The sequence below is a fragment of the Pseudomonas sp. D2002 genome (assembly GCF_013385735.1).
In the GTDB taxonomy this organism is placed as follows: Bacteria; Pseudomonadota; Gammaproteobacteria; order Pseudomonadales; family Pseudomonadaceae; genus Aquipseudomonas.
Map to the genome: position 1 here is coordinate 1 of NZ_JACAPL010000002.1, position 15,548 is coordinate 15,548.

The following is a 15,548-nucleotide window of genomic DNA, read 5'->3' on the forward strand; positions in this document are numbered from 1 at the left end:
GGCGACGTTCTGGCCGCGGGCAAACAGCTCAACCGAGTTGCTGCTCATGCGCCCATGTTGCTCGGCGTTATAGCGGTCGCGGCTGATCACGCCCTGGTCGTAACCGAGGCTGGTGCCGTACTCGGCAAACACCGGCTGCAGCCAGGCCCAGGTCACCGGGCGGCTCCAGCGCAGGTCGTTGCGCCAGTAGCCGCCGCTGTCGCCGGAGAGCATCTGGTCCTTGTAGCCGCGAATCGATGACTGCCCGCCCAAGCTCATGCGCTGCGGGCTGAACAGCACGTCTTCGCTGTGCTGGCCGGTCATCAAACTGCTGAAACTCAGCGACTCGCCCCACAACTTGAACGGGTACAAGTAGCTGACCGTGGCGGTGTATTTGCGGTAACGCGCATCGGCCTGGCCGGGCTTGGGGTCGTGATTGGCCTGGGCGTCGAAGGCGCCGATGCCGTCTTGCATGCCCAGGTCGATGTTGAGGAATGAGCTGCCAATCCGGCGGCCGTGGTTGATGCCGAACTGGGCTTCGCTGAGGCGGTTGCTGCTCAGCGCCAGCTTGCTGTCTTCGATGAAGTTGTTGGTGCGCAGGTAAGCCACGCCGGTGCTCAAGGAGGTTTTGCTCAGCGCATCGCGATGAATCACACGCTCCAGGCGCAGTTGGTGGTTCTGGCTGTCGCCGGTCTGCTTGAACTTGAAATTATTCGCCTGGGCCTGGGAGCGGTACTCACTTTCACTGTAGGTGTAGGTGAGGTTCCACCAGCCAAACGGCAGGCTGTAATTGAGCATCGAATTGCGTGAAGTTTTCTGGTGATCGCTGATTGCATCGTGGCCGCCGCGCAGCGACAGTTGGTCGGCCAAACCCAGCGGGTTATCCCAATCCAGGCTCGCGCCCCACTGCTGCTCGCCGGTGCTGCGCTGGCCGCCGTTGTGGCGCGACAGCCCGACGCGCCAAGGCTTTTGCGGGGTGTTTTTGACCAGCACATCGCTGCCGCCAACGGCCTTGCCCGGCGCCAATTCCATCTGCGCCTGGTTCGAGGGCAGGCGGTTGAGCTGGTCGACCATCTGCTCGATTTCGCGCAGGTTAAGCAACTCGCCCGACTTGCCCGGAAAGCTCATCGCCAGTTGGCGGTCGGTGATGCCGCTGCCCTCGGCGCCTTTCAGGTTTTCGAGTTTGCCTTCGACCACTTGGATCTTGAGGTTGCCGCTGGAGAGGTCTTGCTGCGGCAGATAAGCGCGGCTGGTCACCAGGCCTTTGGCGAGGTAACGGTCGGTGATCACCTTGAGTACCGCGTTGAGCTGCGGCACGCCCAGGCATTGGCCGATGTAGGGTTTGATCAGTTCGGCGCGCTCGCCTGCGGAAAGGCTGTCGGCGCCGGCGAGGTCGATGGTCTTGATCGGGAAGCAACGGGTGTCGACGGGAGTGGTCGGCGTTGCGGCGTCGGCGGATTTGCCCGGCAGCTCCTTGAGGTCTTCAAGGCGCTTTTGCTGCTCTTCGAGCAGGCGGTCCTGGCGGTCACGGATCAGGTCGGTGATGCCGGGGGTGTTCTGCGGGGGCGCGGCGTGCGCGAAGCCGGCAGAGCCCAGGCAGAAAAAAACGGACAGCAGGCCAACCCCGGCCCGACGCACAAAACGCCACATTTCTAGATCCCTCTACATGGCTCTGTGCCATTATTTTTCGGCGATCTTAGGGTGGCATTTTGATGGCGTCAATTAAATGTACGAATTTGTTTCAGCGTTGAAATGTTGGTGTCAGACAGTGAAAAAAATTAGTCTTTTTGCATCAATCACTTAACCGCAAAAATTGGATCCAATCGATCCGAACTGAGCATCGAGCCGTTTAGGGACCGCGAGACCCGGTGGGTCCGGACCGTTTTTAATATGACGTGATAGTCTTCAAACCCCACTCATGCGAACGCTCTTACATATTGAGCGAGGCAGCCAAATCAAGGACGACACACCCCATGCACATCAACCGTACTTTCCACCCGATTGGTCAAGGTGGGTTCTTCACGGAAACCCATGAGTTCAGCGCAGATGAGAAATTCACCATTGTTTATGACTGTGGGGTCGCTCAAAATCGAAAGCGTGCCAACAGTGTTGTACGCCACCCAGACCTCCAGAAGATGGATATCGATATACTGTTCATTTCACACTTCGACTACGACCATGTCTGCAAGCTGGCGGTGCTTTTAGAACATGTGGGTCATATAAAGAATGTGGTAATGCCGCTATTACACGACGAGGAGAAAATACTGCTGACTAACCTCTTTCGGCTATCGGGATTCAACATCCTGAGGTTGATCAACAACCCGAGCAGATTTTTCGGTAAGACGACAAAAATATTCCGTGTTGCAGGCATAGAAAATGAGAACGTCGTTGACGGCGCCACTGATGAACTACCTGTCTCTCTCGACACTCTCTCCCCTGCCATACCATTACGCAGTGGCATTCGTATCAGTATTCCCTTCAATAGCGCTCAGCCCGGCCATGACTGGATATTCACGCCCTACAATCATGAGTCCAGCATCCATCGGCAACTGCTTGACACCGAGCTAAGTGCACAGGGCTTCAATGTTCATAAATTACGTACCGACCCTAAGTACACGCTTGATAAGGCGATTAAAAAGCGTCGAGAGCTCAAGCGCATTTACAATATGCTACCTGGCGGGATCAACCTGAATTCAATGCTCGTGTATTCAGGCCCCGAATTTAATCATTCAAAGCTACGACTCAGATCCAGTGTTCAACATTCATTCGAAATATTTTGCCAGCATTCGCTGGCCTGCCCTGTAAATACCTACTGCCACCCAGACGTACTCTGGCCTGAGTGTTTTCATACATTCATTAGCCCTTCAAATATAAATTTCTCCTGCTGTATTTATGAGGATGAGTTCAGGGACATTTTTAATGCCCCCGGCTGTATTTACACCGGTGATACCGATCTAAATACACTTGACGTTCATGACGTGTTCAAAAATGTCTGGAAACACGTGGGTACGTTACAAATCCCTCATCATGGAGCAGCACCGTGCTTCGCCAGCGCGGTACTTGACTATCAAAAAATGATATGCCCAATCGCTGTGGGCAGTCACTTCCATAAAACCTACGGGCATCCGGCCATTTCGGTGATTAACACGATCATTCAAAAAGGTTGCATTCCGGTTTTTGTGACTGAAAACAACACCGCATTTGTTCAAACCATTAACTGATAACGCTTCTATCCGAGCATGGCGATTTTTTTTGCAAAAATAGCAAAGCAGCTCATCAATCAACCAACGCAGCCCTATGCGCCACCGCCCACGGCGCCATCAACCGCTGCGGGGTCTGGCAGGTCTTGCGCTTGAGCACGAAATTGCGGCACTTCTCGGCGAACTGTTGGCGGTTGTGCACCATGTCTAGCTGCATCTGTACCAACTCGGCTTCGCGGCAGCGTTCAACCTGGTCAATGTCCATCGCAGCTTTACGGACGCGAGCCACGGCGTATTTTTCATCGGTCAACACGCTGCCGGCCTGCTGCATCAGCCAGCGGTTGAACGCGTGCGGGCATCGCGGGCCGATGCCCTGAACCATCCCGTATTGCTCGGCTTGCAAGGCACTGATCGGCAGGCAGGCTTCGGTGAGTTGATGGGCGACTTCACTGCCGACGGCCCTTGGCAGGCTGTAGGTCCAGTATTCGGAGCCGTACAGGCCCATGGTTTTGTAATGGGGGTTGAGTACCACGCCCTCGCGGGCCAATACGATGTCGGCGGCCAGCGCCAGCATTACACCACCGGCGCCGGCGCCGCCGGTCAGGCCGCTGATCACCAGTTGCCGGGCCGTGAGCAGTTCGTGGCACACATCGTCGATGGCCTGAATGTTGGCCCAGGCTTCCAGCCCCGGCACTGGGGCAGCGTGGATGACGTTGAGGTGCACACCATTGGAGAAGCTGCCGCGCCCGCCCTTGATCACCAGCACTTGCGTGTCCCGCGTCTTGGCCCAGCGCAACGCCGCCATCAGCCGCTGGCACTGCTCGGTGCTCATGGCGCCGTTGTAGAACTCAAAGGTGAGTTCGCCGACATGGCCGGCTTCGCGATAGCGAATCGGTTGATAGGCCTGCTCATTGAATCGTTGAGTGGCGATCGAACTATCCAGCACGGGAATATCCGCCAGTGCTTCCGCCAGCACGTGGCGGGCCGGCAGCTTGAAGGTCTCCTCCCCCGGCCGGGCTTTGCGTTTGAGCGAGCCGATCCACAGGCTCTGATCACCGGCCGCCACCAGCACCGCGTCGTCCTGCACCGCGAGGATCTCACCCGGTGTGCCGTGGCGTGCATCCAGGTGCGCGTCGTACAGGTAATACTGCCCGCCCTGGATACTGGCCAGCACACCGGGCTGGCCATCGGCGGCGTCGATGCAGCGTTTGATGAAGCGTGCGCAATCGTACCAACTAAAGGTGCGGTCAGCCTGTGTCATGTTCGGCTGCAAACGCCCGATGACGTGGGCTTGGGTGTAATCGAGGGGCACCGGGACGAAACCCCGGGCGAACTTTTCCACCACGTCGCGGATGCAATAGAGGGCGGCGTCACTCACCGCGCCGTTGTACAGCTCGGACTTGCGCACATCGGCAGGCATGTCGAATTCACAGGTCGACCAGATCGGCCCCGCATCCATTTCTTCCACCGCCTGCAAAGCCGTGACGCCCCAGCGGCTGACCTGCTGGCTGATGGCCCAGTCCAACGCACTGGCGCCACGGTCGCCGACGATGCCCGGATGGATAATCACCACAGGGCGCTCAGGGTTGCTCCAAAGTTGCTGTGGCACACGGTCTTTCAGAAAGGGGCAGATCACCAGGTCGGCGTCTGAATCCTCGATCTGCTGGCACACCGAGGCTGGATCGGTGAACAGGACAATGCTGGGCGCGTGCCCCGACTGGCGTAAATCCAGCCAGGCCCGCTGGGTCAAACCGTTGAACGCCGACGCTAACAACATGATCTTCAATGACCGCATGGCTGACTCATCCTTGAGAATGCGCGGCCAGAGATGCTCCTTGAGCCTTCCCTGGCCTTTGATGGAAGCACAAGGATAGTTGGCGTGCCAGGCAGGCCAGCTGATCAGGATCAATCTTGTGTCAGCGAGTGCTTGAACGTAGGCGCCTGCGTTCAACCAATAGGCGCATGAGCCGGCGCGTGCTCCCGCGCGCCCTCTGCAACAAGGGACGCCAGGTATTCGCCAAACCCGCCGCGGCACTTGTAGTCCTGGCGCGCGCTGGTGACCACGGGATTGGTCGCCGTCCACACGATCCGCGCGCCAATCCTCTCGAGGTCGGCCACCAACTGCACATCTTCATGGGCAACCAAATGCTGGAACCCACCCGCGTTTCGATAGGCATCCGCACTCAGGCCCAGGTTGGCACCGTGGATATGGCGGTGGTTCTCGGTGAACTGATACAACTCGAGGTAGCGCGAACGAACCGATTCACCGTACTCGCTCCAACTGTCCACCTCGACGGTCCCGCACACCGCATCGGCGCCAAAGCCGATCTGGCGCACCAGCCAGTCGGCGGGCACAACCGTGTCAGCGTCGGTGAATGCCAGCCACTGGGCGCCCGCTTCAAGCAATTGCTCCGCGCCCACGGCCCTGGCCTTGCCCACATTTCGAACGCTCACCTCAAGCGTTGCAACACCCATGGCCGAAACGCGCGTGGCGGTCTGGTCCGAACACGCATCCAGCACCACCAGCAATTGGACCTGTTGATGGGCTAGGGCCGGATGAGCAATGGCGCGCTGGATGGAGGCGAGGCAGGCACTGATGTGCCGTTCTTCGTTATGGGCAGGTATCACAATCCCTATCATTGACGTTCCCTTTACCTGGCAAAGTGTCTACAGCTATCGACCGGGCCCTGAGTCAGAAGGTTTAAACAATCTGAAGGCGCCGCCAAATAATGGCGTCAGGCAGGTCGCGGTGATTAAACGGAACGTCACAGGCGCCACAGGCTCAGATGGTTTACGTGTTTGATGCACGGATGAACCCGCCACTCCTACGAACAGGTCAGCCATCATGTCTAACGATTATCAAGGTATCGCCAGTGTCATCACGGCTTCTCGCCACATGGGTACAGACTCGGATGAACGCCTTAATGAGACGGTAAAGATTCAATTGACCTGCAGCGGTAAACCAACGATTGCGCGGTTGAGTTTCGACACCCCGCTTCAATGGCCCGGCCACCCCAACTTTGTGCTGATCAACCTGCCGGACGGTTCATCGGTGGGTGGCGTGATTGCCGAGATTGAAAAGTCGACCGATGGCCCGGGTTGGGTGACGTTTACGGTGGATGATTGAGGTCTTCCCAACAGGCTTCAAATCACCTCCAGACGGCTGCCTCGAATGAGACACACAGACCAGTAATCGAGACGCACAGACAAGCCTATTTTCGCAGATACATTTTGTAACGTCCTATGATTGACGCTTGCTCGAATCGCCGCAGGGATTGGGTGGAGTGTGTTTATCACGCCCTTGAATCCGCAGCGAAAAATGAATCGAGTTCAGCAAACCAATCGATTTGGACAGACAAAAGGATGCGGGCTATGTCATTGCGTAATTTATCTTTACTGGTCACCACACTGGCGCTGTTAAGTGGGTGTAATGCGCTCGCGGGCAAAACCAACATGCTCAGTGATGAAGACGTGAAATCCCAAAGCGCCGGCGCATTGGGCTATGCCCCGACAGACCTGAGCATCGTCAACCGTCGAACCGAAGGCACCAACACCTACGTACTGCTTAAAACCAACGACAACAAGCAATTTAACTGCATTATCAACGGGGGCAATATTCTGACCTTCGGTATGTCCAACCCGCCTTCGTGTGCGAAGAAAGGTGAACAAATCAAGAGTGGCCCGTTCGGGAGCTGATCTGTCGCTGGAAAAAAGGGCCAGGCCACCTCTGTAAACGGAGGCCTGGCCCTTTTTTATTCGCTCAGATCAGTTTAAAAGACAAGATATCGGGCAGCTGGGCTCCGGCCCGTTCAGTCTGGGCAACCCAAACAAAATGCTCAGCGACTACTCGGCCGCCGCCGCACACCGTTTAAAGGGTGCGACCTACAGCGTCGCCCTGGTTGAAGGCAGCAATGAATAAACCCTATTGATCGGAGAGCGACCATGCACCCGCATAAAACCGCGATTGTTTTGATTGAATACCAGAACGACTTCACCACCCCCGGCGGCGTGTTCCATGACGCGGTGAAAGACGTCATGCAAACGTCCAACATGCTGGCAAACACCGCCACCACGATTGAGCAGGCACGCAAGCTGGGCGTGAAGATCATCCACTTACCCATCCGCTTTGCCGACGGCTACCCAGAGCTGACCCTGCGCGCCTACGGCATTCTCAAAGGCGTCGCCGACGGCAGCGCGTTTCGTGCCGGCAGCTGGGGCGCCGAGATCACCGACGCGCTGAAACGCGAACCCACCGATATTGTGATCGAAGGCAAACGCGGGCTGGATGCTTTCGCCACTACCGGCCTGGACCTGGTGCTGCGCAACAATGGCATCCAGAACCTGGTTGTCGCAGGTTTCCTGACCAACTGCTGCGTCGAAGGCACGGTTCGCTCCGGTTACGAGAAAGGTTATGAGGTGGTGACCTTGACCGACTGCACCGCAACCTTCAGCGATGAACAGCAGCGCGCAGCCGAGCAATTTACGTTGCCGATGTTTTCGCAAACCCTGCAACACACCGCGTTTCTGCAAGCACTGAACGCCGGATAAAAAAGCGGCGACTCCTACCGAGTCGCCCCTTTTTAGTGTTTGGATCATTCGGTTGGCGCGTACTGCATTTCGCCGTTCCCAAACGACCAGTCTTCGCGCTTCACGTCCACCAGGCTGATCCACACGTCTTCCTTGCGCAGCCCGGTCTTGGCATGGATGCCGTCGGCGATGAACTTATAGAAAGCCTTTTTCACGTCAATGCTGCGCCCGGCGTTCCACGTGACTTGGATAAACACGATCCTGGGTGTGTAAGTGACGCCAAGATACCCGGCCGCCGGGTAAACCAGCTCATCCTTGGCATGGCGGTTGATGATCTGGAATTTGTCGTGCTCAGGCACGTTGGCCACGCTGGTCATCGCGGCGTACACGACATCACCGATGGCCGTCGCGGTTTCAGTGGAGGTGTCGGCGGCGAGGTCGATTCGAACTAAAGGCATGGAACAATCCTTAAAGTGATTTTCAGCTGAAAATGGGCGTGTGGCTCACACACTCGCGCCAACCGGGCAACTTGCGCCAGGCCAACGAGTTGCTGGCCCAGGGCATTGCCGACGGTTTGCGCGAGGGCGCCGCGAAACATCGGCATTTGAAACATCGGCATTTGAAGCATCGGTGAATGGCTGACCGGATGTCAGTGCTTATTGACCTGAACATAGACTGCCGTGCACAGACCAATCAAACAAACACCGGCGATGTAGTAAGCGGCGCCCATCTGACTGTATTGAAGCAACAGGGTGACGACCATCGGCGTCAGGCCACCGAATACGGCGTACGACACGTTGTAGGAAAATGACAAGCCGGAGAACCGCACCACCGGTGGAAAGGCACGCACCATCACAGCAGGGGCTGCGCCTATCGCGCCGACAAAAAAACCGGTAAGTGAATAGAGTGGAACCAGCCATTGCGGGTGCGTTTCAAGCGTCTTGAACAAGAGCAGTGCACTGAACAGAAGCATGACGCTGCCGATCATCAATACCCAACCCGCACTGAAATGATCGGCCAGTTTCCCGGCGATCACGCAGCCAACACTCAAACACACAATAGCGAGACTGTTGGCCTGCAAGGCTTGCGCTGCAGTAAAGCCATAGTGGGTTTGCAGCAGCGTCGGGGTCATCAAGATAATCACCACCACCCCCGCCGACATAAACCAGGTCAACAGCATAGACACACCGACGGCTTTTCGATGAGCCCGCAGCACAGTGCGTAAAGGCAGCTCTGCGGCCACTTCCTTGCGCTGCTGCATCTCTGCGAAAACCGGCGTCTCATGCAGCCATCGACGCAGATACACCGCCATCAGCCCGAACCCTCCGCCGAGCAGGAAAGGTACGCGCCAAGCAAAATCCAGTATTTCTTGCGCGGTGTAAAAACTGTTGATGAGGGTGGCGACAAAAGAGCCCAACAAAATCCCGGCCATCAACCCTGCCGTGAGTACGCCGCAGGCTAAACCAATATGGCGCGAAGGCACATGCTCGGAAACAAACACCCAGGCGCCCGGGACTTCCCCACCAATGGCAGCCCCTTGAATAACACGCAAGAGTAATAACAGCACTGGCGCCCACAGCCCAATCTCGGCATAAGTAGGCATCAAGCCCATGATGAGTGTGGGAACAGCCATCATTAAGATACTGAGCGTGAACATTTTCTTGCGCCCCAGAAGGTCGCCGAAGTGGGCGATCACCACACCGCCTAATGGACGCGCAAAATAGCCGACAGCAAAGATTCCGAATGTTTGCATCAATCGCATCCATTCCGGCATCTCGGGAGGGAAAAACAACTGCCCCACGACGGCGGCGAAGAACACAAAAATAATGAAGTCGTAAAACTCCAAAGCACCGCCCAAGGCGGACAATGACAAGGTTTTATAGTCCTCACTTTTAAGCGGGCGCGAGCCCTCTGGAACACCCGTCTGAATAGAGCTCATAGGACTATCTCTTTCTGATTTTATAGGTCTGACGACGCGGCAAAACACGGGTGGAGTCTAAGAAAGGCTCTATAGTTTTGAACGTCAGAACAATCTGAAAGCAGAGGGGTACTGTCGACCGTGGCGCACTGTTAACGCGCGCTGGCCGATGCGTTTGGGGGGGAACACGCCGTGCCAATCGCACGGCGCCAGGTTATGCCTCTATCGATCCTGAATCATTGGCCATTAAACCATCGGCGAATGGCTGACCACCCGCAGCGCCAGACCCTCGTAGGCATCCAGGGTGATGGTGAATTCACCCTCGGCGGTCAGATCACCCTCGACCCGTTCATTGATGATGTCCACCACCGGCCCCGGCGCGATATTGGGCAACTGCAGGGTTTCGGTAATCGCCGTGGCGCCGAAGTTAAGCGCGGTGATCTGCGTGCCCTTCCCGGCCGGCAACTCGTGAACCATGATCAGCAAGCCGGGATGCTCGACGTCCGGCACCAGAATCTGCCGGCTGGCGGCGATGCCATAGGCACTGCGCACCGCGAGGATTTTTTGCAGCTGCGAGGCGAATGACTGCGGGTCCTGCAGCTGGTGATTGAGGCTGCCATACAAGGTTTTCGAACGCGGCATCTGCCCGGCCGAAAGTTCGGCCTCCGGGTTCAGGTCCACCAGGTCATAGGCGCCGCGATGCACCCAGCGGGTATCGCCATCGGCCATCAAATGCGCGACGTCATCCGCCGCCAGCGGCAGCGCACCGACCAGGTCCCAACCCGACAAGGCAAACACCCCAGGCTGCATGGCGTTGTACATCACCAACAACAAATGGATCTGCCGAATCTGCTCGATATCAGCCGGTGTAATCGCCTCCAGGTCACGAATCCCCAGGGCCGCCGTGATGATGCTGGCGGTGGTGCAGGACACGCCGTTGGTGACGAATTTGAGGTTATACGGCGCATGCTCGCCGGCCAGGCGCTCATACATCTGCTCGCGGATATGCTCGCGCAGGATGTTGCCGGGGAAGGTCTGGCCCTGATAGAGGTAACTATCGTGGGCGTGCAAGGTCCAGAAGTGCACCAGTTCCAGAGTCAGCTCGTCGTGGTTCTGCAAGGCATGAATCAACGAACCTGGGTCGATGCCCAGGCTGTGCATCTCGCGCAGCATCAGGCGCAGGAACTCGGTGTCGCCCATCAGCAACGCATGCTGGTAAGCCGGGCGCGTGATGAAGTCATAGGAAAGGTCCGCGCCGCCGTGGGACATGGCGGCGATATCGTCGACCGTCAGGTTCAGCTCCTGAAAGCTGAACCCACCGGCCTTGCGAATCGCGCCGCCGAGCAGCTGATTGCCAGTGATCGACAGCGGGTGGCTTTCCGACCACGCGCCGCCTTCCAGCTTGCGCTCCACACCCAGGAAGCCGTTGGCGTCCAGGCGCAGGATCTTCGCGCCCATCACATCAATTGCATGCAGGGCGTCGCCAATGATCATCTGCTGCGCGGCAAACGAGGGGTCGAGCCAGTTCAGCGACGGCTGGCCTTCCTTGAAGTAATGCAGGTACACCCAGCGCCGTGGCTTGCCGTCCACGCCCACCACTACCGGGGTTGCGCTCCAGTCGGTTTCCTTCACACCAGGCTCGAAGAAGATCACCCGCTGCAACTGGCCGACGATGTAATGCTTGTCGCGCAGCGCATCCACCTGCAAGGGGCTGAGGTTCTGCGCGTCACGGCCTTCGGCGACATCGGGCAACATCGGCCAGTCTTCTTCGCGAATTTCCACCATGTGGTAGAGACCGGGATAGTCCTCATACGCCATCTCGGCCAGGCGAAAATCAGCGCCTTTGCCGGTGTGCGATGGGATCACGTCGTCGATGATCACCGCGTTGTGCGCGGCGGCCATGCGCGTCAGGGCTTGCAGCTGCGCCTCGGTGCCCAGTTGCGGGTCGATTTCGAAGCTGATGCGGTCAAAATTGCCGTCGATGGTCGGCGTATGCCGCGTGCCGGACAGCCCGCCGGACTTTTTCAGCGGGCCATTGTGAATGCCCTGGATGCCGATTTTCGACAGCGCATGCCACAGGCTCTCATCCCCCAGCGCCTCCAGCACCGTGCCGTTTTCGCGGGTCACAATCGAAGCCGGGTACGCGGTAAACCACACCGACGACAACGCCGTAGCATCACGCGGCCGGGTCTGCGCATACGGCTGCTGCCACAACCGGCCTTGGCCCGAGTAGAGCTTGGCGCGCTGGCGCGCCGCGTGCAGCATCGATTGCTCAACCAGCCAGTTCACATGATTGTTGTCCGCCGCCGTCATAAGCCCGTTACCTGTGTGCGTGAAAAGGTCATTCGTAAGCATAGGAGCGACGGCGGGAGCGATTCGTTGCATTGCAATGCGCGCAACTACGTCAACTGCCGATATTGCCTCGGCGTAAACCCAGTCAATGCCTTGAACTGGCGCGTAAACGCGCTGTGGTCGGTGTAGCCGCATTGCAGCGCAACCTCAGTGATCGGTAATTCGCTATGCAGCAACCGGTGCGCGTGTTCCAGGCGCACTTTCTGGATCATCTGCCGGGGCGTCAGGTGGAACACGCGCTTGCAGTAGCGCTCCAGCTGCGCCACGGAGATCCCGGCGATGCGCGTCAGTTCGCCAAGGCTCACGCGCCGGTTGAAATGCGTGCGGATGTACGCGTCCACGGCGGCCAGGCGCTGGTACGCCGGGTGGGTTTCGCTGGCCGATTGCAGGTCGACCGAAATACCCGCCAGGCCGATGATCTGGCCGTCATCACTGTACAGCGGCCATTTGTGCGTCAGGCACCAGCCGGGTTCGCGCGTGCCGTACAGGTGCAGTTCCAGCTGGTCTTCAAGCACAAACCCTTGCTCCAGCACGCGCCGGTCCTGCTCGGTATAGCCCGGCCCCAACTGCGCTGGGAACACTTCGGCGCTGGTCTTGCCCAGCAGCGGTTGCAGTTGCTTGAGGCCGCAGCGTTGCACCAGCGTGTGGTTGGCGAGCACGTAGCGTGCGTCGATGTCCTTGATAAAGATCGCGGCATTCGGGATCACGTCCAACAGCGGCAACAACTGCGCCACGCCGTCCAATAGCTGCTGCATGTCGTGGGGGCGACTCGTCTCGAATAGGCGTGCAAATGCGCTGGGCAACATGACGTGACTCCGCGTTTTTTTGAGCAGATTGCCCCATGCCGAAGTGACTGTCGAGCGCGGCAAACTGTGCCGAATTCGTCATCTCCACACGCGCAAAACATCAATCCCCACGCCGTTGATGGGTTCAGGATAGCGCCACTCACTGCCTATCCAATAACTCACAAGAAGGCGCCGCCATGTCTGCTCAAGGCAAGTTCAAGAAACAACTTTCACTGATGGACCTCACCTTTATCGGGCTGGGCGCCATCTTCGGTTCGGGCTGGCTGTTCGCGGCCAGCCACGTTTCCGCCATCGCCGGGCCGGCAGGGATTATTTCCTGGCTGATCGGCGGTTTCGCCGTGCTGTTGCTTGGCATCGTCTACTGCGAACTTGGCGCCGCCCTACCCCGCGCCGGTGGCGTGGTGCGTTACCCGGTGTATTCCCACGGCCCGCTGCTGGGCTACTTGATGGGTTTTATCACGCTGATCGCGTTCTCAAGCCTGGTGGCGATTGAAGTGGTCGCCTCGCGCCAATACGCAGCGGCATGGTTTCCCGAGCTGACGAAAGCCGGTTCCAGCGACCCGACCACCCTCGGCTGGCTGGTGCAATTCGCGCTGCTGTGCCTGTTCTTTATCCTTAATTACCGCAGTGTGAAAACCTTTGCCATCGCCAATAACCTGGTGAGCGTATTCAAGTTCATCGTGCCGCTGTTGGTGATTGGCGTGCTGTTCACCTTCTTCAAACCGGCGAACTTCCAGGTACAGGGTTTTGCACCGTTCGGGCTGTCGGGTATTGAGATGGCGGTGTCGGCCGGTGGGGTGATCTTCGCTTACTTGGGCCTCACGCCGATCATCTCGGTGGCCAGTGAAGTGAAGAACCCGCAACGCACGATTCCAATTGCGTTGATCCTCTCCGTACTGCTGTCGACCGCGATCTATGTGCTGCTGCAAACCGCGTTCCTTGGCGGCGTGCCAACCGAGATGCTCGCCAACGGCTGGGCCGGGATCAGCAAGGAACTCGCGCTGCCTTATCGTGATATCGCGCTGGCGCTGGGCGTGGGTTGGCTGGCGTATCTGGTGGTGGCCGACGCGGTGATCTCGCCCAGCGGCTGCGGCAATATCTACATGAATGCCACCCCGCGCGTGGTGTATGGCTGGGCGCAGACCGGCACGTTTTTCAAGATCTTCACGCGTATCGATGAAAAATCCGGCATCCCGCGCCCGGCGCTGTGGCTGACCTTTGGCCTGTCGGTGTTCTGGACCCTGCCGTTCCCGTCCTGGGAAGCGCTGATCAATGTGGTGTCGGCCGCGTTGATCCTGAGCTACGCCGTGGCCCCGGTGACCGTCGCCGCGCTGCGCCGCAATGCACCGCAAATGGCGCGGCCATTCCGGGTCAAGGGCATGTCGGTACTCGGCCCGCTGTCGTTCATCATCGCCGCGCTGATCGTGTACTGGTCGGGCTGGAGCACCGTGTCGTGGCTGCTCGGCCTGCAAATCCTGATGTTCGTGATTTACCTGCTCTGCGCGCGCTGGGTGCCGACCGCGCACCTGACTATCAAGCAGCAAGTGCGCTCGTCGGCCTGGCTGATCGGCTTCTACGCGGTGACCATCCTGCTCTCCAAGCTCGGCAGCTTCGGCGGCATCGGCGTACTCAGCCACCCGTTTGACACGCTGGTGGTCGCGGTCTGCGCCTTGGGCATCTACTACTGGGGCGCCGCCACCGGCGTGCCTGCACACCTTGTGCGCCTGGAACACGAAGATGACGAAAGCGAAGCCGTCAGCGAGCCCCAGTACAACGCGCCCTTGTCACCGGCCACTCACTGAATGGAGCGTCATATGAAGCGCCTGCACGTTATCGACTCCCACACCGGCGGCGAACCTACGCGCCTGGTGCTGGACGGTTTCCCCACGCTTTCAGGCAACACCATCGCCGAGCAACTGGAGAACCTGCGCACCGAGCACGACCCATGGCGCCGCGCCTGCCTGCTGGAGCCGCGTGGCAATGACGTACTGGTCGGCGCCCTGTACTGCGAGCCGGTCACGCCCGGCGCCACCTGTGGGGTGATCTTCTTCAACAACGCCGGTTACCTCGGTATGTGCGGCCACGGCACCATCGGGCTGGTCGCCTCGTTGCACCACCTGGGGCGCATCCAGCCCGGCGTGCACAGCATCGACACGCCGGTCGGCCCAGTCGCGGCGACGTTACATGAAGACGGCGCCGTGACCCTGCGCAACGTGCCCGCCTACCGCCACCGCCAGCAGGTGGCCGTGGACGTGCCCGGCCATGGCGTGGTCCACGGCGACATCGCCTGGGGCGGCAACTGGTTTTTCCTGGTCTCGCAGCACGGGCAAACCCTGGAGATGGACAACGTCGAGGCCCTGACTGATTACACCTGGGCGATGCTCAAGGCCCTTGAAGATCAAGGTATTCACGGCGCAGACGGTGCACTGATCGACCATATCGAACTGTTCGCAGACGACCCGCACGCCGACAGCCGCAACTTCGTGATGTGCCCCGGCAAAGCCTACGACCGCTCGCCCTGCGGTACCGGCACCAGCGCCAAGCTCGCGTGCCTGGCCGCCGACGGCAAACTCGCTCCCGGCGCAACCTGGGTGCAAGCCAGCATCACCGGCAGCCAATTCAAGGGCCGTTATGAATGGGACGGCGAACGCGTGCGCCCGTTCATCACCGGCCGCGCCTACATGACCGCCGACAGCACCTTGCTGATCGACGAACAGGACCCTTTCGCCTGGGGCATCTGAGCCCGGGCCTTATTTAACTGAACGC

Annotated in this window: 14 protein-coding genes; 7 read left to right on the plus strand and 7 right to left on the minus strand. The window is 58.8% G+C overall.

Features of this window, described 5'->3' with window-relative positions; translation table 11 throughout:
- The coding region (locus HX783_RS00340) for a ShlB/FhaC/HecB family hemolysin secretion/activation protein (protein ID WP_177015515.1) at positions 1–1,629 on the minus strand (1,629 nt) is incomplete at its 3' end.
- Positions 1,630–1,952: 323 nt separating this feature from the next.
- Here HX783_RS00340 and HX783_RS00345 point away from each other — a divergent pair.
- Entirely contained in the window at positions 1,953–3,200 is a 1,248-nt protein-coding gene (locus HX783_RS00345; protein WP_177015516.1) for an MBL fold metallo-hydrolase, read from the plus strand.
- A 55-nt stretch (positions 3,201–3,255) separates the two neighbouring features.
- Here the strand turns inward: HX783_RS00345 and HX783_RS00350 are convergent, their stop codons facing one another.
- Together HX783_RS00350 and HX783_RS00355 are read right to left on the minus strand one after the other, a co-directional pair.
- Positions 3,256–4,974, minus strand: a complete 1,719-nt coding sequence (locus HX783_RS00350; protein WP_177015517.1) for a hydrogenase maturation protein — start codon at positions 4,972–4,974, stop codon at positions 3,256–3,258.
- A 152-nt stretch (positions 4,975–5,126) separates the two neighbouring features.
- The gene (locus HX783_RS00355) at positions 5,127–5,819 is read right to left on the minus strand and encodes a glycosyltransferase family 2 protein (RefSeq protein ID WP_177015518.1); all 693 of its coding nucleotides are present in this window, start codon (positions 5,817–5,819) and stop codon (positions 5,127–5,129) included.
- A gap of 205 nt (positions 5,820–6,024) precedes the next feature.
- Between HX783_RS00355 and HX783_RS00360 the strand changes: the two genes are divergently transcribed.
- The 3 genes from HX783_RS00360 (at position 6,025) to HX783_RS00370 (ending at position 7,727) form a co-directional block, all read left to right on the plus strand.
- Positions 6,025–6,306, plus strand: a complete 282-nt coding sequence (locus tag HX783_RS00360) for a hypothetical protein (protein ID WP_159956307.1) — start codon at positions 6,025–6,027, stop codon at positions 6,304–6,306.
- Between the two features lie 245 nt (positions 6,307–6,551).
- On the plus strand, positions 6,552–6,875 hold the full coding sequence (locus HX783_RS00365) for a hypothetical protein (RefSeq protein ID WP_177015519.1): 324 nt from the start codon (positions 6,552–6,554) through the stop codon (positions 6,873–6,875).
- A gap of 246 nt (positions 6,876–7,121) precedes the next feature.
- The gene (locus HX783_RS00370; RefSeq protein WP_177015520.1) at positions 7,122–7,727 is read left to right on the plus strand and encodes a cysteine hydrolase family protein; all 606 of its coding nucleotides are present in this window, start codon (positions 7,122–7,124) and stop codon (positions 7,725–7,727) included.
- Positions 7,728–7,771: 44 nt separating this feature from the next.
- Here the strand turns inward: HX783_RS00370 and HX783_RS00375 are convergent, their stop codons facing one another.
- Entirely contained in the window at positions 7,772–8,164 is a 393-nt protein-coding gene (locus tag HX783_RS00375) for a tautomerase family protein (RefSeq protein WP_177015521.1), read from the minus strand.
- A 38-nt stretch (positions 8,165–8,202) separates the two neighbouring features.
- Here HX783_RS00375 and HX783_RS00380 point away from each other — a divergent pair, with 38 nt between their 5' ends.
- Positions 8,203–8,340 (plus strand): hypothetical protein, encoded by a 138-nt coding sequence (locus HX783_RS00380; protein WP_177015522.1) that lies wholly within the window; start codon positions 8,203–8,205, stop codon positions 8,338–8,340.
- A gap of 15 nt (positions 8,341–8,355) precedes the next feature.
- Here the strand turns inward: HX783_RS00380 and HX783_RS00385 are convergent, their stop codons facing one another.
- From HX783_RS00385 to HX783_RS00395, 3 genes are all read right to left on the minus strand, one after another.
- Positions 8,356–9,645: an MFS transporter gene (locus HX783_RS00385; protein ID WP_177015523.1), complete on the minus strand. Its 1,290-nt coding sequence runs from the start codon at positions 9,643–9,645 to the stop codon at positions 8,356–8,358.
- A gap of 225 nt (positions 9,646–9,870) precedes the next feature.
- Positions 9,871–11,937 carry a maltose alpha-D-glucosyltransferase gene (treS, locus tag HX783_RS00390; RefSeq protein WP_177015524.1) on the minus strand — a complete coding sequence of 689 codons (2,067 nt, stop codon included), beginning with the start codon at positions 11,935–11,937 and terminating at the stop codon, positions 9,871–9,873.
- An 86-nt stretch (positions 11,938–12,023) separates the two neighbouring features.
- Complete coding sequence (locus HX783_RS00395) at positions 12,024–12,782, minus strand: AraC family transcriptional regulator (protein ID WP_177015525.1); 759 nt, start codon at positions 12,780–12,782, stop codon at positions 12,024–12,026.
- 176 nt (positions 12,783–12,958) lie between these two features.
- On the opposite strand from HX783_RS00395, the gene HX783_RS00400 reads away from it, so the two are divergent.
- Together HX783_RS00400 and HX783_RS00405 are read left to right on the plus strand one after the other, a co-directional pair.
- Positions 12,959–14,584: an APC family permease gene (locus tag HX783_RS00400; protein ID WP_177015526.1), complete on the plus strand. Its 1,626-nt coding sequence runs from the start codon at positions 12,959–12,961 to the stop codon at positions 14,582–14,584.
- Positions 14,585–14,596: 12 nt separating this feature from the next.
- A complete protein-coding gene (locus tag HX783_RS00405; protein WP_177015527.1) occupies positions 14,597–15,523 on the plus strand; it encodes a 4-hydroxyproline epimerase in 927 nt (308 codons plus the stop codon).
- Positions 15,524–15,548 lie beyond the last annotated feature (25 nt).

What these genes read in the sequence shown, in the direction of transcription:
- HX783_RS00345 (WP_177015516.1), top strand. Translation starts at nt 1,953, where the DNA reads ATGCACATCAACCGTACTTTCCACCCGATTGGTCAAGGTGGGTTCTTC.
- HX783_RS00350 (WP_177015517.1), bottom strand. Translation starts at nt 4,974, where the DNA reads ATGCGGTCATTGAAGATCATGTTGTTAGCGTCGGCGTTCAACGGTTTG.
- HX783_RS00355 (WP_177015518.1), bottom strand. Translation starts at nt 5,819, where the DNA reads ATGATAGGGATTGTGATACCTGCCCATAACGAAGAACGGCACATCAGT.
- HX783_RS00360 (WP_159956307.1), top strand. Translation starts at nt 6,025, where the DNA reads ATGTCTAACGATTATCAAGGTATCGCCAGTGTCATCACGGCTTCTCGC.
- HX783_RS00365 (WP_177015519.1), top strand. Translation starts at nt 6,552, where the DNA reads ATGTCATTGCGTAATTTATCTTTACTGGTCACCACACTGGCGCTGTTA.
- HX783_RS00370 (WP_177015520.1), top strand. Translation starts at nt 7,122, where the DNA reads ATGCACCCGCATAAAACCGCGATTGTTTTGATTGAATACCAGAACGAC.
- HX783_RS00375 (WP_177015521.1), bottom strand. Translation starts at nt 8,164, where the DNA reads ATGCCTTTAGTTCGAATCGACCTCGCCGCCGACACCTCCACTGAAACC.
- HX783_RS00385 (WP_177015523.1), bottom strand. Translation starts at nt 9,645, where the DNA reads ATGAGCTCTATTCAGACGGGTGTTCCAGAGGGCTCGCGCCCGCTTAAA.
- treS (WP_177015524.1), bottom strand. Translation starts at nt 11,937, where the DNA reads ATGACGGCGGCGGACAACAATCATGTGAACTGGCTGGTTGAGCAATCG.
- HX783_RS00395 (WP_177015525.1), bottom strand. Translation starts at nt 12,782, where the DNA reads ATGTTGCCCAGCGCATTTGCACGCCTATTCGAGACGAGTCGCCCCCAC.
- HX783_RS00400 (WP_177015526.1), top strand. Translation starts at nt 12,959, where the DNA reads ATGTCTGCTCAAGGCAAGTTCAAGAAACAACTTTCACTGATGGACCTC.
- HX783_RS00405 (WP_177015527.1), top strand. Translation starts at nt 14,597, where the DNA reads ATGAAGCGCCTGCACGTTATCGACTCCCACACCGGCGGCGAACCTACG.